Below are 15,180 nucleotides of genomic sequence, written 5' to 3'. Positions count from 1 at the left end.
GCCCTTGGCCCGATCCGAACTGTCGGTCGAGGTTTGTAGGGTCGGACCCGAACCACCGCTCCAACGGAAGGACGCCCCGCGTGCCCGACAAGGTCTCATCCGCCGTCATGCGCCAGGGGTTCCGCGTCATCGGCCACGCCGTCAGGACCGAGCCGAGGATCTTCACCGGCGCCGTCCTGGCCAGCGCCCTCTACGGCGTCACCACCGTGCTGTCCTCGTGGGCGCTCGGCTGGGCGACCGAGAACGCCGTCCTGCCGGCCTTCCGCGACGGCCGGGCGACCGCCGGGACGCTGGCGCTGGCGGCCACGCTGATCGTCGGGGTCGCGGTGTTCAAAGCGGCCGGGATCATGGGCCGCCGCATCATGGCGGGCATCCACCAATACCGCATGCAGGCGCATTTCCGGCGCTCGCTGGGGCGGCAGTTCCTGCGGCTCCCGCTGGCCTGGCACCACCGCCACCCGACGGGGCAGCTGCTGTCGAACGCCAGCTCCGACGCCGAGGCCGCGTGGGGGCCGCTCGCGCCGCTGCCGATGGCGGTCGGCGTCGTGGTCATGCTGGTCGCGTCGGCGGTGGCGATCGTGCTGACCGACCCGGTGCTGGCCCTGGTCGGCTTCCTGATCTTCCCGGCGATCGCCCTGCTCAACCTCGTCTACCAGCGTCGGCTCACCCCGCTCGCCACCCGGGCGCAGGAGCTGCGGGCCGCTGTCTCCGAGGTCGCCCACGAGAGCTTCGAGGGCGCGCTCGTGGTCAAGACCCTCGGCCGCGAAGACGCCGAGGCGGTCCGCTTCCGGGCCCGCGCCGACGCGCTGCGCGACGCGAACATCGCGGCCGGGCGGGTGCGCGGCCTGTTCGATCCGCTGCTGGAGGCGCTGCCGACGCTCGGCGTGCTCGCCGTGCTGCTGTTCGGCTCCTACCGCCTCGCCTCCGGCGACGTCACCGCCGGTGAGCTGGTGCAGGTGTCCTACCTGTTCACGCTGCTCGCCTTCCCCGTGCGGGCGCTCGGGTGGGTGCTGGGGGAACTGCCCCGCTCCGTCGTGGGCTGGACGCGGGTGCAGGAGGTGCTGCGCGCGGAGGGGTCCATGGTTTACGGCTCCGCCTCCCTGCCGGCCGACCGGCCCGCGGAGCTGGCCGTCACCGGCGTCTCCTTCGCCTACGAGCCCGGCGTCCCGGTGCTGCGCGACGTCGCCTTCACCGTCGAGCCGGGCCGCACGGTCGCCGTGGTCGGGCCCACCGGTTCCGGCAAGTCCACGCTGACCCAGCTCCTGGCCCGCCTGGTCGACCCCGACGAGGGCGTGGTCGCGATCGACGGCGTCGACGTGCGGGAGGTCGAGCGCGACGGCGTGAGCGGGGCGGTCTCGCTGGTTCCCCAGCAGACGTTCCTGTTCGACGACACCGTCCGGGGCAACATCACGCTCGGCGCCGAGATCAGCGACGAGAAGGTCTGGGCCGCGCTCCGGCTCGCCCAGGCCGACGGGTTCGTCAGCGCGCTGCCCGACGCCCTCGACACCAGAATCGGCGAACGCGGCACCACCCTGTCGGGCGGCCAGCGCCAGCGGCTCGCCCTGGCCAGGGCGCTGGCCCGCGAGCCGAGGATGTTGATCCTCGACGACGCCACCTCCAGCGTCGACCCCCAGGTCGAGAAGCGCATCCTGTTCGGCCTGCGCGACCAGCACGCCACCGTCATCGTGATCGCCTACCGGATGGCCACGATCTCCCTGGCCGACGACGTCGTCTACGTCGAGAACGGCACCGTCGCCGACCACGGCCCCCACGAGACCCTGCTGGCCCGCTGCGCCGGCTACCGCGATCTCGTGACGGCCTACGAACGCCAGGAGGCCGAGAACTCGGCCCTCGAAGAGGAGAGCGTCGCCCCGTGACGACCACCACCACCGCGACCACGCAAAGCCTTCAGACCGTCGAGCGCGGGGCGGTCGAGACCATCCGCCACGGCCTGCGGCTGTCGCCGGAGTTCCGCCAGGGCCTCGGGATCACCGTCGCCCTGGCGATCCTGGCCACCCTCGGCAAGGTGATCGTCCCCGTCGCCATCCAGCAGGTCATCGACCGGGGGCTCAGCGGCGCGACGCCCGACCTGCCGTTCATCCGCAACGCCGTGCTGGCCTGCGCGGCGGCGATCCTGCTGACCGCCGCGGCGGGCTACGCCATGAACGTGCGGCTCTACCGGGCCACCGAGTCGGGCCTGGCCTCGCTGCGCGGCAAGGCGTTCCGCCACGTCCACGACCTGTCGGTGCTGACCCAGAACACCGAGCGCCGGGGCGCCCTGGTGTCGCGGGTGACCGGCGACGTCGACCAGATCAGCACCTTCATGCAGTGGGGCGGCATGCTGATCATCGTCGCGAGCGGCCAGCTCGTGATCGCGACGGCGCTGATGGCCTTCTACTCCTGGCAGCTCACCCTGATCGTGTGGGGGCTGTTCCTGCCGCTGGTCTTCGCGCTGCCGAAGTTCCAGCGGCTGGTCGCGCGGAACTACCTGACCGTGCGCGAGCGCACCGGCGACACCCTGTCGGCGATCAGCGAGTCGGTCGTCGGCAGCGCGGTCATCCGGGCCCACGGCGCCGAGGAGCGCACGGCCGTCCGGATCGACGCCGCCGTCGACGCCCAGCGGGCCGCCCAGACCCGCGCCCAGAAGATGATCGGTTTCACCTTCCCCATCACCGAGCTGGTCGCCTCGCTGGCGATCGCCGCGGTGGTCGTGGTCGGCGTGCTGCTCGGCGTGGGCGGGTCGATCACCCCCGGCCGCCTGCTGGCGTTCCTGTTCCTCATCACCCTGTTCATCGCGCCGCTCCAGACCGCGACCGAGGTGCTCAACGAGGCGCAGAACGCCATCGCGGGCTGGCGGCGCGTGCTGAGCGTGCTCGACACCCCGGCCGACGTCGCCGACCCGGCCGAAGAGGGCGTCACGCTGCCGCGCGGCGCGATCACGGTGGCGTTCGAAGGCGTGCGCTACGCCTACCCCGACGGCCCGGCCGTGCTGCGTGACGTGAACGTCGTCATCCCGCCCCGCCGCCGGGTCGCCGTGGTGGGCGAGACCGGCTCGGGCAAGACCACCTTCGCCAAGCTGCTCACCCGCCTGATGGACCCGGTCGAGGGCCGCGTCTCGGTCGACGGCGTCGACCTGCGCGACGTCCGTTTCGCCTCGCTGCGCGAACGGATCGTGATGGTCCCGCAGGACGGCTTCCTCTTCGACTCGACCCTGGCCGAGAACATCCGCTTCGGCCGCCCCGGCGCCACCGACGAGGAGATCGCCGAGGCGGTGACCGAGCTCGGCCTGGCCGACTGGCTGGAGGGCCTCCCCAACGGCCTGGAGACGGCGGTCGGGCAGCGCGGCGAGTCGCTGTCGGCGGGGGAGCGCCAGCTCGTGGCGCTGGCCCGCGCCTACCTCGCCGACCCCGACCTGCTCCTGCTCGACGAGGCGACCTCGGCGGTCGACCCGGCGACGGAGGTCCGCATCGCCCGCGCCCTCGACAGCGTCACCCGGGGCCGCACGGCCGTCTCGATCGCCCACCGCCTGTCGACGGCGGAGGCGGCCGACGAGGTGATCGTCTTCGACCGGGGCGAGATCGTCCAGCGCGGCGCCCACGCCGACCTGGTCCGCGAGCCGGGCGTCTACGCCGACCTCCACGCCTCCTGGGCCACCGCGACCCGCAGCTAGGCACGTTCTGGCTGGTCGCTGCGGCAGAATGGGCTTATGCCCTTGGACCCGAAGATCGCAGACCGGCTCAAGCGGACCGGTGACGGGCTGGTGCCCGCCGTCGTCCAGCAACACGACACGGGCGAGGTGCTCATGCTCGCCTGGATGGACGACGAGGCGCTGCACCGCTCGCTCACCACCGGCCGGGCCACCTATTGGTCGCGCAGCCGCAACCAATACTGGGTCAAGGGTGAGACCTCGGGAAACGTGCAGTTCGTCCACCATGTCGCGCTCGACTGCGACGGCGACACCATCCTGCTCAAGGTCGACCAGCGCGGCCCCGCCTGCCACACCGGCACCCGCACCTGCTTCGATGACGACGTGCTTCCGGTGATCGAGGGTTCATGAACCGCCGCGCGGTCTACGCCTGGCTGGTCGTCTGCGCGGCCGGCGGGGCGCTGGCCCTGCTCTCGGCCGGGCAGGTGTGGGCTCAGCTGCTCGCGCCCACCGGCCTGACCAACCCCGAGGCCCTCCACGACGTCACCGGACCGGAGGTGGCGCCGGTCGTCACGCCGGTCACGCTGGCGGCGCTGGCCGGCTGCGTCGCGGTGCTGGCCACCAAGGGCGTGTGGCGGCAGGTGATCGGCGCGCTGGTCGCGATCTGCGGCGGAGCCGTCGTCATCGCGATGATGCGGGTGTTCGACGACGTCCTGCTGCTGGAGAGCGCCGACCTGACCGGGGCCGCCGTGCAGGTCACCGTCTGGCCGTGGCTCACCGGCGCCGGAGGCGTGCTGCTGATCGGCGGCGGGCTGTGGGCGGCGGTCGCGGGCGGGCGCTGGCCGGGGATGTCCTCCCGCTACGACCGCACCGGCCGCGACGGCCGCGACGGGCCACCCACGGAGCGGTCGATGTGGGACGCCATCGATCGCGGCGATGATCCCACCTGATTACAACTTGTCCTCAGGTTGCCCTGATTCGACGGGGATGTCGGCGCTCGTCGCTACAGTCTTCGCATGACTTACGGGAACCAGCCCGGCGACACGGGGGACCCGGGTAACAACTACCCGGGTTACGGTCAGCAGCCGGACTACGGCCAGGGCGGCTATCAGCAGCAGCCCGGCTACCCCCAGCAGCCCGGCTACGGTCAGCCCGGTTATGGGACGCAGAACACCCAGCCCTCGGGCGGCGGCTACGAGCAGCCCGACTACGGCTACCAGCAGTCCTACCAGCAGCCGTACCAGCAGTCGTACGGGCAGCCCGGCTACGACCCCTACGCCCAGCCCGGCTACGGCTACGCCGCCCCCCGGCCCACCAACGGCCTGGCGGTCGCCTCGCTCGTGATGGGCCTGATCGGCCTCGTGCTCTGCGGTCTCACCGCGATCCTGGGCGTGATCTTCGGGCACATGGCGCTGAGCCGCATCAAGACCAGCGGCGAGGAGGGCCACGGCCTCGCGGTCGCGGGCCTGGTGATCTCCTACATCACCATCGGCCTGTGGGTGATCCTCTGGCTGATCTTCGGCGCGGCCATGCTGGCCCTCGTCGGCATCGCCGAGAGCGCGGAGTACGGCAACATGATCCCCGACGACCTCATCACGGACGTCCCCACGTACTAACTTGGGGCGATGAGCTCCAGGACCGCCGCCGTCGCGCTGCCCGCCGCCGTCGGCGGCGCGCTCGCGGCGGCGACCGTGTTCGTCGCGGCCGTCGACCCGTCGCGGCCCGGCCACTTCCCGCCTTGCCCGTTCCTGCTGGTCAGCGGTTTCTACTGCCCGGGGTGCGGCGGACTGCGCGCGGTCCACGCGCTGACCCGGCTCGACGTCGGCGGCGCGTTGTCGTTCAACCCGCTGTTCGTTGCGGTGGCCCCGTTCCTGGTGTACCTGTGGGCGAAGTGGATCGTGTCCGCCTGGCGGGAGAGGCCGCTGCGGACCCGTCTGACGGCGCCCGCGGTCGTCTGGTCGTTCGCCGCGCTGGCCTTGTTGTTCGGGGTTGTACGCAATACGCCGTACGGGGCTTTTCTCGCTCCGTGACCGGCACCCGATGGCGGGCCGACGCCGGTAAGGCCGATACCATCGGCAGGACGCAGTCGACCTGGAGGGACCCGGAGCACGTGAGCGAACGAGCCAGCAAGGGCGGTGAGGTCCGATGACGGTTCTCGACGACATTCTCGAGGGCGTCCGCGAAGACCTGGCCGAGCGGCAGAAGGCCGTGTCGATCGATGAGCTCAAGGAACGCGCCCGGCGCGCACCCACCCCTCGTGACGTCCACGGCGCACTGAAAGCCGACCGCGTCTCGGTCATCGCCGAGGTCAAGCGGTCCAGCCCGTCCAAGGGCGCGCTGGCGGCCATCGCCGACCCGGCCGCGCTCGCCGTCGACTACGAGGCGGGCGGGGCACACGTCATCAGCGTGCTGACCGAACGCCGCCGTTTCGGGGGCAGCCTCGACGACCTGGCCGCCGTGCGCGCCGCGGTCGACATCCCGATCCTGCGCAAGGACTTCATCGTCACCGCCTACCAGCTCTGGGAGGCCCGCGCCTACGGCGCCGACCTGGCCCTGCTGATGGTCGTGTCGCTCGACCAGAACGCGCTGGTGTCCCTGATCGAGCGGGCCGAGTCGATCGGCCTGGTCCCGCTGGTCGAGGTCCACACCGAAGAGGAGCTGGAGCGCGCCGTCGACGCGGGCGCCAAGCTCATCGGCATCAACGCCCGCGACCTGCGCACGCTCGAGGTCGACCGTGAGGTCTTCGCCAGGCTCGCCCCGAAGGTGCCCGAGGGCATCGTCCGGATCGCCGAGTCGGGCGTCCGCGGCCCCCACGACCTGCTCGCCTACGCCCGCGCCGGCGCCGACGCGGTGCTGGTCGGCGAGAGCCTGGTCACCGGAAAAGACCCGCGTTCGGCGGTGAACGACCTGGTCACCGCGGGCGCCCACCCATCGTCTCGCCAAGAACGGCAGTCGTGACCGGAGAGTCCATGACCACCTCTGAGGGCACCCTCATCACCCCCGCCGACTTCACCGGCGCCGGTTCCAGCGGCGATGTGAGCGAGCGGGGCAAGTTCGGCGTGTTCGGCGGGCGCTACGTGCCCGAGGCGCTGATCCCGGCCCTCGACGAAGTCGCCGCGGAATACGAGAAGGCCCGCAACGACCTGGCCTTCATCCGCGAGTTCGACCACCTGCTGCGCACCTACGCCGGCCGTCCCACGACGCTGACCGACGTGCCGCGGTTCGCCGAGCAGGCGGGCGGTGCCCGGGTCGTCCTCAAGCGCGAGGACCTGACCCACACCGGCGCCCACAAGATCAACAACGTGCTCGGCCAGGCCCTGCTGACCAAGCGGCTCGGCAAGAAGCGCGTCATCGCCGAGACCGGCGCGGGCCAGCACGGCGTCGCCACCGCGACCGCCGCCGCCCTGATGGGTCTCGAGTGCGTCATCTACATGGGCGCCGTCGACTGCGAGCGCCAGGCGCTCAACGTCGCCCGCATGAAACTGCTCGGCGCCACGGTCGTGCCCGTCACCAACGGCAGCCAGACCCTCAAGGACGCCATCAACGAGGCGTTCCGCGACTGGGTCACCAACGTCGACAGCACCCACTACCTGTTCGGCACGGTCGCCGGCCCCTACCCCTTCCCCGGCATCGTCCGCGACTTCGCCCGCATCATCGGCGTCGAGGCGCGCCGCCAGATGCTGGAGCTGACCGGCAGGCTCCCCGACGCGGTGTGCGCGGCGGTCGGCGGCGGCTCCAACGCCATCGGCATCATGCACGCCTTCATCGGCGACGAGAGCGTCCAGCTCCACGGCTACGAGGCCGGGGGCCGGGGCCTGGAGACCGGCGAACACGCCCTCACCCTGACGGCGGGCTCGGTCGGCGTCCTCCACGGCGCCCGCACCTACGTCCTGCAAGACGACGAGGGCCAGACCATCGAGTCCCACTCGATCTCGGCCGGTCTCGACTACCCGGGCGTCGGCCCGGAACACGCCTGGCTCAAGGACAGCGGCCGGGCCACCTACCACGGCATCACCGACGCCGAGGCGATGGACGCCTTCGCCCTGCTCGCCCGCACCGAGGGCATCATCCCGGCGATCGAGTCGTCCCACGCCCTGGCCGGCGCGCTCAAGCTGGGCCGTGAGCTCGGCCCCGACGCCACCATCCTGGTCAACCTGTCCGGTCGCGGCGACAAGGACATGGGGACCGCGATGAAATACTTCAACCTGTAGCCGGAAGCCAGCCATGACGACACTTGCCACGGTCTTCGAGAAGGCCCGCGCGGAGAACCGCGCAGCGCTGGTGGGCTACCTGCCCGCCGGCTTTCCCACGATCGACGGCGCCATCGCCGCCGCGACCGCCATGGTCGAGGCCGGCTGCGACGTGATCGAGATCGGCCTGCCCTACTCCGATCCGCTCATGGACGGCCCCACCATCCAGGACGCCGTCCACCGCGCGCTGGAGAACGGCACCCGTATCGGCGACGTGATGCGCACGGTCGAGGGCGTGGCCAAGTCGGGCGCGGCGACCCTCGTCATGACCTACTGGAACCCCATCGACCGCTACGGCGCCGAGCGGTTCGCCCGGGATCTGGCCGACGCCGGGGGAGTGGGCACCATCACGCCCGACCTGACCCCCGAGGAGGCCGCTCCCTGGATCGAGGCCAGCGCCTCGGCCGGGATCGACACCGTCTTCCTGGTCGCGCCGAGCTCCACCGAGGAGCGCATCGGCGTGGTCGCGCAGTGCTGCACCGGCTTCGTCTACGCCGCCTCGCTGATGGGCGTGACGGGCGCCCGGTCGTCGGTCGGCGCGGCCGCCGAGGGCCTGGTCGAGCGGACCCGGCCGCACACCAAGCTCCCGGTCTGCGTGGGTCTGGGCGTCGGCACCGGCGCCCAGGCGGCCGAGGTCGCCGCCTACGCCGACGGCGTCATCGTCGGCTCGGCCTTCATCCGCCGCCTGCTCGACGCGCCGAACGAGCGCGAGGGTCTCCAGTCGGTCCGCGAACTCGCCGCCGAACTGGCCGACGGAGTCCGCCGCCGCTAGTCCCGCACCAGCCACGAGGCCGACCACCGAAAGGTGGTCGGCCTTTTCGCTGTCCCGAAAGGCTGGTGGCGGCCGGCCCGTAGGCCAGGGCGGTCGGTTCGGGGCCGGGTGGTCGTTGGTCGGCGCGCGGCCGCGGCCGGTCGGCGCCGGATACGGCGGGTGGGCCGCGGCGGCGGTCGGGGCCGCGTGGGCGGAGCCGTAACGGAGAAAAGAAGCCGTTGTTTACCCGGTCAGGTCTACCCATACCCGACGCCAGGTTTCGGCTTACCGGGTGTTTATCGAGGTCATGGTGAGGTGGACTCCAATACGTTCGGGACCGGTGGCCGTGTGGACGGCCCCGGGACCTGGGAGGAGTCTCCGTGTCATCGCATCGTCGCGGGCCGAGTTCGTCACTCAGCGCATCCGTGGCTGTACCCTGGGTGACGACTGTCGCCCGGCTGGTGCTCGCCGGCGTGCTCATCGTCGCGGGGTGGCTGAAGGTCGGCGCCCCCGCTCTGTCGGTGCAGGCCGTGCGCGCCTACGAACTGCTGCCGGACCGGGTCGCCACGGCCGTCGGATACGGCCTGCCCGTGCTGGAGATCGTCGTCGGAGTGCTCCTTGTCCTTGGCCTGCTCACCCGCCTGTCGGCGGTCGGCGCGGGGCTGCTCATGGTCGCCTTCGTCATCGGCATCGCCTCGGCGTGGGCGCGGGGGCTGCGCATCGACTGCGGCTGCTTCGGCGGCGGCGGACCGCTCGCCGAGGGACAGGAGCCCTCGTACTTCTGGGAGCTGCTGCGGGACTTCGGGCTGGTGGTGCTGGCGGGCTGGATCGCCTGGTTCGCGCCAGGCCGGTACGCGCTCGACACGCCCCTGGGTCTGGCCCCCCGCCCTGACGCCGAGGAGGAAGCCGGCGATCACGAGCCCGGCGCTAGTGATCACCAGGAAGAAGTGAAGGAGAACCACTGATGGGCAAAGGCGCACGCGAGGCGACGGCCCGCGAGCGGATCGCGCAGCTGCGGCAGGCCGACCGGAAGAAGGACCGCAACCGCCGCCTCGCCACGATGGTCACCATCGGGACGGTCGCCGTCCTGGCCATCGGCGGCGGCGCCTGGTACGCCGCCGCCCGCGACACCGCCGAGAAGCAGACGGCGGCGGCCGAGCTCGCGCCGACCACGGTCAACCCCGACGGGTCGGTCACCATGGCCCAGGCGGGCGTGACCAAGCCGGTGCTCGACGTCTACGAGGACTTCCAGTGCCCGGCGTGCAAGGCGCTGGAGGAGTCGTCGGGCCCGACGATCAAGAACCTGGCGGCCGAGGGCAAGGCCAAGGTCGTTTTCCACCCGATCACGATCTTCTCGATGGAGCCGACCAAGTCCAACTCGGTCCGCGCCGGGGCGGCGTCCCGCTGCGTCACCAACGGGGCCCAGTGGCCGGCCTTCCACGACAAGCTGTTCGCCGAGCAGCCGTCGGAGACCGTCGAGGGCTTCTCGCTGACCGACCTGGTCGCCTGGGGCAAGGAGGCGGGCATCACGTCGCCCGACTGGGAGAAGTGCGTGACCTCCCAGAAGTACGCCCAGACCCAGCTCACCCAGTCCGACAAGATCATCCGCACGGAGAAGATCGACGGCACCCCGACGATCAAGCTGAACGGCAAGGACCTCGACACGAACATCGCGTTCGTCCCGGGCAAGCTGCGTCAGGCCGTGCTCGCCGCGGCCAAGTGAACGCGCCGCGGCCCGCTTGATGATGGGGTGATCAACCTGAGACGGGCTCATTGGTGACGAGCGTGCGCGAGTGCGCCTCGGAGGCGGTAACGTCCTGTGACATGCCCCTCGCCTCGATCCCGAGCCCGTCGCAGGGGGTCTGGTACCTCGGACCCCTTCCCATCCGGGCCTATGCGCTCTGCATCGTGCTGGGCGTCGTCTTCGCCGTCTGGCTCAGCGAGCGCCGCTGGCGTGCCCGTGGCGGTCTGCCCGGCACGATGACCGACCTGGCCGTCTGGGCGGTCCCCTTCGGCCTGGTCGGCGGCCGGCTCTACCATGTGATCACCGACTGGCAGCTCTACTTCGGAGCCGACGCCCAGAACCCGTGGTATCACGTGTTCTTCATCTGGAAGGGCGGCCTCGGCATCTGGGGCGCGGTGGTGCTCGGCGGCGTCGGGGTCGCGATCGCCTGCCGCCGCCGGGGCATCTCGCTGACGGCCGTCGCCGACGTCGTCGCGCCCGGGATCGTGATCGCGCAGGGCATCGGCCGGTGGGGCAACTACTTCAACCAGGAGCTCTTCGGCGGCCCCTGCGACTACGCGTGGTGCCTGGAGATCGAGCCCGGCCGTCCCGGCACGGTGCCCGGCGCGCTGACCTACCACCCGGCGTTCTTCTACGAGTTCGTCTGGACCCTCGTGGTGGGCCTGCTGCTCATCTGGGCCGGCTCGCGGTTCCAGCTGCGCCACGGCCGCCTGTTCGCGCTCTACGTCATGGGCTACACCCTGGGCCGGTTCTGGATCGAGGGCCTGCGCGTCGACCCGGCCCACGAGATCCTCGGCATGCGCCTCAACCAGTGGACCTCCATCGTGCTGTTCCTCGGCGCGCTGGCCTACTTCTGGCTGATGCGGAACAAGACCACCGAAGAGGTCGTCGTCCCGCCCGGTGAGCTCCCGCCGGTCGCCGAGGGCGAGGAGGCCGACCCGGCCCACCTCCACGACCAGGCCGACGACCACGAGCAGGTCGTGCCCGAGCGAGACCGGGAAGAGCGAGACCAAGAAGACGGCACGGGGACGGAGAAAGCCGAGGAGGCCGGTCAGAGATGACCGGCGCCCCCGGCCCGGAACTTCCCCACCACCACAGCCACCGCGACGTCACGGGAGGCTGGCTGCGCCCGGCGGTGTTCGGCGCGATGGACGGCCTGGTGTCGAACTTCGCGCTCATCGCCGGGGTGGCCGGCGGCACCGCCGACACCCGCGTGATCTCCCTCGCGGGCATCGCGGGGCTGGCCGCCGGGGCGTTCTCGATGGCCGGGGGCGAATACGTCTCGGTGGCGAGCCAGAGTGAGCTGGCCCAGGCCGAGATCGCCGTCGAACGCCGCGAGATGGCCATCCACCCCGAAGAGGAGCAGGCCGAGCTGGCCGCCCTCTACGAGAGCCGCGGCGTCGACCCCGAACTGGCCGCCGAGGTGGCCCGGCAGATCTCCCGCAACCCCGAACAGGCGCTGGAAGTGCACACCCTCAACGAGCTCGGCGTGAAGCCCGGCGACCTGCCGTCGCCGGTGACCGCCGCGCTGTCGTCGTTCCTGTCGTTCGCCGTCGGCGCGCTGATCCCGCTGATCCCCTATCTGGCCGGGGTGACCCACCTGTGGCTGTCGGCGGGGCTGTCCATGCTCGCGCTGTTCGGCGCGGGCGCGCTGGTCGCCCGGCTGACCGCGCGGCGCTGGTGGTTCACCGGCCTGCGCCAGCTCGCGGTCGGCGCGGTCGCCGCCGCGCTGACCTGGGGGCTGGGCTCGCTGATCGGGGCGAACCTCCTGTGACCTCCGCCAAGCCGGGCCGCGCCAAACGCCGCCCGGCGCCCGATGAGACGTGGGGCAGCGTCCGCCTGGCGGAGATGGGGCTCACCGGCGGCCAGCAGAAGATCCTCGCCGTGCTGGCCTCGGTCGTCGGCATCCTGGTGATGGCGTTCGTGCTGGTCTTCGTGGTCGAGGCGTTCGGCGACGACCCGGTGGCCGAGCAGCAGTCGAGCTCGCCGCTGGGCCAGGCCCGGCCGGCCGCCTACCGGGCGTGGCCGTCGCTGAAGCAGTTCGCGCCGATCGCCGACCGCGCCGCCGACGCCAAGCCGCTGACCGTCGAGGAGGTCTTCGGCAGCAAGACCCTCAAGGCCGGCAAGATCAGCCTGAAGCTGGGCGAGCGGCAGCTCGACGCCGACTGCGGCTCGACCGTCTGGGGCGGCGACCTGACCGACGCCCTGGAGACCGCCGGCTGCACCCAGGCCGCCCGCGCCCTGTTCACCAGCGCCGACGGGCGCTACGTCGCTCAGTACACCCTCTACAACCTCGCCTCGGCGGCCGCCGCCGACGAGCTGGTCGGCAAGCTCGCCAGCCTCTACCGGGGCGGGTGGGTGCTGCCGCTCCCGGCGGGCACCCCGGCGCTGACCGGGTTCACCGAGTCCAGCGGCCACGCCATGGGCCACTACGCGGGCCTGGTCTGGATCGGCCGCGCCGACGGCGCGCAGCCCGAGGACACCGACGACATGGTGACCCTGAGCCTGGCGGTGCGTGAGGCCGAGAAGGTCGTCTACCGCCGGGTCGTCGCGGTGACCGGGGTCCCGGCGAACTGAATCGTCCGAGAGTGCCCACTGTGATGCGCACTGTGATGCGCACTGTGATGCGCACTGTGATGCGCACTGTGGGTGCTCGCGAGGTGACCGCGATGTGAGATGTCCGCCCTCCCGCGCCTCGTTCCGCGTCATCATGGGACGCATGATGCGGGTGATGGCCTTGGCGGTGCTGCTGGCCGCGAGCGCCGCGAGCGCCGGGTGTGCCGGAACGGGCGACGGCCACCGGCCGGCGACGGTGCGGGCGGAGGTCAGCTCGGCGATCTACGCGCCGATCGCGCAGGCGCGGGCCGACGCCGCCCCGCTGACCGAGCAGGAGGTCTTCCCGGCGGCCGCCCTCGGGGCGATGAAGAAGGAGTCGGTCGCCCTGACCGCCGACTGTGCCGCCGTGGTGGGGGCCGACGTCGAGGGGTGCTCCCAGGTCGTCCGGGCGCTGTTCCGGGGGCCTGAGGTGGTCGGGCAGGTGGCGGTGTTCAACCTGGCCGACGTGGCCGGGGCGGACGCGCTGGTCCAGCGGTTCAAGCAGGAGCTGTTCCTGACGCCGCTGGCGACGGAGGACGCCGGGACCGCCATGGTCAGGGCGATGGGTCACTTCGTGTCGGTGAGCTGGGTGTCGGCCGAGGGCGACGCCCGGCGCGCCGACGGGCCCGATCTGGCCGAGCCGCTGGCCGCCCTCGATCAGGCCTCACGCTTCGTCCAGGCCCGGATCCTGGCTCTCTAGGCTGCGCGCGACGTCGGCCGCGAGGCCGGTCAGGCGGTGCATCGGGAGTTCCAGCGCGGTCGCGGCGGCCCAGGCGGGGATGCGGGCCCTGGCCTGGTTCTTGGTCAGCCCGAGTTCCTGGACGAGGCCCTCGCGCCAGGTGTTGGCGACCTTGCCGTGGCTGCCGGCGAGGATGCGGCGGGTGATGGCGTCGGGGGCGGGCGGGAGCCGTACGGAACCCGGGGTTCCGAAGACGCGGACCTCGGCGTCGCGGGCGGCGAGGACCAGGCGCGGGAGGGCCGCCTCCAGACCGGCCGGGGCGTGGATGGCCACCCGGGAGACGCGCGCGGCGTAGGGCTTGGCGAGCCAGGTCGACAGGCGCACCCTCGGGACGCCCGGCAGCAGGTCGCGGGGCCAGTCGCCGACGAGCAGGTCGGGGGCGTAGTCGCCCAGGTCGGGGGGAGCGGCCTCGGCGGACTCGACCGCCTGGGGGCCCTGGGTGTAGATCGCGGTGGCCAGGCGGTCGACGCGGGAGGCGACGGCGGGCCAGGTCTTGGTGGTGGGGCGCAGGACGTAGAGGTCGGCGGCGCTGCCGATCGCCTCGGCGCCGTCGTAGCGGTTGAAGTCGGGATAGATCGCCTCGTTGAGCAGCTGCAGATCGGCGAGGGCGTGCTGGACCTTCAGCGCCAGCATCGGAGTGCGCTCGGACGCGCCGTAGGCCAGCAGCACCCGGCCCTCGTCCCGGTCCCGGAGGCCCTCCAGGCCCCGCGCCACGAACAGGCCGACGCCGTCGGGGGTGTAGGGCGGGTCGGTGATCGCCAGGTCGCCCCAGCCCCGGGCCGACGGCGGCAGGCCGAGCCGCAGGTCGGTCCAGCGGGTGGTCACCCCGAGGTCCTGCTCGTCGATGTAGGCCAGGATGCGGTCGTCGATGTCGACGACCATGACCTCGGTCTCGGGATGGATGAGCCGGACCGCCAGCGAGGTCAGGTCGTGGTCGCCCACGCAGAGCAGCCGCGAACCGGGCAGCCAGAACCGCTCGCCCAGCAGCAGGGCCCGCCTGACCACGGTCTCCGGGGTCGCCGACACGTGGTCGAGGGCCGACCGGCCACGGGGGGCCCCGGCGATGAGCGAGGCCATCCTCTCGACCACCGAAGTGTCCACCAGATGAGACACCGGGTCCGAAATAGAGGACGATATCGAAATGTTGTAGAGTTTGACCTGTTCAGTTGGGATTCGGACGTGCTGGTCGCGATGCTCAAGGGGGAGCACCCGCATCAGCGCCTCGATCGTCCTCCGGGACGTCGCCGTCTCCCTGACCACATCGGCGAGCGTCCACCACTGACCGTCCGACAGGAGAGAGACGGCCTTGCGCAACCGCCATCCGTCCACACCGGCACGCGCGTAGAGCTCCTCGATCGACATACGCGAAACCCTAGTGGGCCCGGCGGGTGCCATTCGGAAACCGTGGGGTAATCTCTACTCACCACAACTGCAGCAGGGCCAGCGTCGTCCCTC

At 71.9% G+C, this 15,180-nt stretch carries 16 protein-coding genes; 15 read left to right on the top strand and 1 reads right to left on the bottom strand.

Annotation, left to right across the window (positions count from 1 at the left end; all coding sequences use genetic code 11):
- The first annotated feature begins 107 nt into the window (after window positions 1–107).
- From AW270_RS34115 to AW270_RS34045, 15 genes are all read left to right on the top strand, one after another.
- Window positions 108–1,877, top strand: a complete 1,770-nt coding sequence (locus AW270_RS34115; RefSeq protein WP_061300310.1) for an ABC transporter ATP-binding protein — start codon at window positions 108–110, stop codon at window positions 1,875–1,877.
- Window positions 1,874–3,670: an ABC transporter ATP-binding protein gene (locus tag AW270_RS34110; protein ID WP_061300260.1), complete on the top strand. Its 1,797-nt coding sequence runs from the start codon at window positions 1,874–1,876 to the stop codon at window positions 3,668–3,670. The genes AW270_RS34115 and AW270_RS34110 overlap by 4 nt, the downstream gene beginning before the upstream one ends.
- Window positions 3,671–3,706: 36 nt before the next feature.
- A complete protein-coding gene (gene hisI / locus AW270_RS34105) occupies window positions 3,707–4,057 on the top strand; it encodes a phosphoribosyl-AMP cyclohydrolase (RefSeq protein ID WP_061300259.1) in 351 nt (116 codons plus the stop codon).
- Complete coding sequence (locus tag AW270_RS34100) at window positions 4,054–4,596, top strand: Trp biosynthesis-associated membrane protein (RefSeq protein WP_061300258.1); 543 nt, start codon at window positions 4,054–4,056, stop codon at window positions 4,594–4,596. Before hisI ends, AW270_RS34100 begins: the two co-directional genes overlap by 4 nt.
- A gap of 66 nt (window positions 4,597–4,662) precedes the next feature.
- Window positions 4,663–5,262 (top strand): DUF4190 domain-containing protein, encoded by a 600-nt coding sequence (locus tag AW270_RS34095; protein ID WP_061300257.1) that lies wholly within the window; start codon window positions 4,663–4,665, stop codon window positions 5,260–5,262.
- 9 nt (window positions 5,263–5,271) lie between these two features.
- The gene (locus tag AW270_RS34090; protein WP_061300256.1) at window positions 5,272–5,676 is read left to right on the top strand and encodes a DUF2752 domain-containing protein; all 405 of its coding nucleotides are present in this window, start codon (window positions 5,272–5,274) and stop codon (window positions 5,674–5,676) included.
- A 115-nt stretch (window positions 5,677–5,791) separates the two neighbouring features.
- On the top strand, window positions 5,792–6,604 hold the full coding sequence (trpC, locus tag AW270_RS34085; protein ID WP_061300255.1) for an indole-3-glycerol phosphate synthase TrpC: 813 nt from the start codon (window positions 5,792–5,794) through the stop codon (window positions 6,602–6,604).
- Window positions 6,605–6,615: 11 nt separating this feature from the next.
- On the top strand, window positions 6,616–7,857 hold the full coding sequence (gene trpB / locus AW270_RS34080; RefSeq protein WP_061300254.1) for a tryptophan synthase subunit beta: 1,242 nt from the start codon (window positions 6,616–6,618) through the stop codon (window positions 7,855–7,857).
- 13 nt (window positions 7,858–7,870) lie between these two features.
- Window positions 7,871–8,668, top strand: a complete 798-nt coding sequence (trpA, locus tag AW270_RS34075) for a tryptophan synthase subunit alpha (RefSeq protein ID WP_061300253.1) — start codon at window positions 7,871–7,873, stop codon at window positions 8,666–8,668.
- Window positions 8,669–9,087: 419 nt separating this feature from the next.
- A complete protein-coding gene (locus AW270_RS34070; protein ID WP_082802052.1) occupies window positions 9,088–9,612 on the top strand; it encodes a MauE/DoxX family redox-associated membrane protein in 525 nt (174 codons plus the stop codon).
- On the top strand, window positions 9,612–10,370 hold the full coding sequence (locus AW270_RS34065; RefSeq protein WP_061300251.1) for a thioredoxin domain-containing protein: 759 nt from the start codon (window positions 9,612–9,614) through the stop codon (window positions 10,368–10,370). Before AW270_RS34070 ends, AW270_RS34065 begins: the two co-directional genes overlap by 1 nt.
- A gap of 101 nt (window positions 10,371–10,471) precedes the next feature.
- The gene (lgt, locus tag AW270_RS34060) at window positions 10,472–11,452 is read left to right on the top strand and encodes a prolipoprotein diacylglyceryl transferase (protein ID WP_061300250.1); all 981 of its coding nucleotides are present in this window, start codon (window positions 10,472–10,474) and stop codon (window positions 11,450–11,452) included.
- Window positions 11,449–12,165, top strand: a complete 717-nt coding sequence (locus AW270_RS34055) for a VIT1/CCC1 transporter family protein (RefSeq protein ID WP_061300249.1) — start codon at window positions 11,449–11,451, stop codon at window positions 12,163–12,165. Before lgt ends, AW270_RS34055 begins: the two co-directional genes overlap by 4 nt.
- On the top strand, window positions 12,162–12,968 hold the full coding sequence (locus AW270_RS34050) for a hypothetical protein (protein ID WP_061300248.1): 807 nt from the start codon (window positions 12,162–12,164) through the stop codon (window positions 12,966–12,968). Before AW270_RS34055 ends, AW270_RS34050 begins: the two co-directional genes overlap by 4 nt.
- Before the next feature lie 94 nt (window positions 12,969–13,062).
- Complete coding sequence (locus tag AW270_RS34045; RefSeq protein ID WP_169807411.1) at window positions 13,063–13,686, top strand: hypothetical protein; 624 nt, start codon at window positions 13,063–13,065, stop codon at window positions 13,684–13,686.
- On the opposite strand, the gene AW270_RS34040 is transcribed toward AW270_RS34045, so the two are convergent.
- Window positions 13,651–14,826 carry a bis-aminopropyl spermidine synthase family protein gene (locus AW270_RS34040; RefSeq protein WP_245675001.1) on the bottom strand — a complete coding sequence of 392 codons (1,176 nt, stop codon included), beginning with the start codon at window positions 14,824–14,826 and terminating at the stop codon, window positions 13,651–13,653. The genes AW270_RS34045 and AW270_RS34040 overlap by 36 nt on opposite strands.
- Between the last annotated feature and the right edge of the window lie 354 nt (window positions 14,827–15,180).

The sequence above is a fragment of the Herbidospora cretacea genome (assembly GCF_001570605.1).
Lineage (GTDB): Bacteria > Actinomycetota > Actinomycetes > Streptosporangiales > Streptosporangiaceae > Herbidospora > Herbidospora cretacea.
This window is presented reverse-complemented; position numbering and strand designations above follow the sequence as displayed.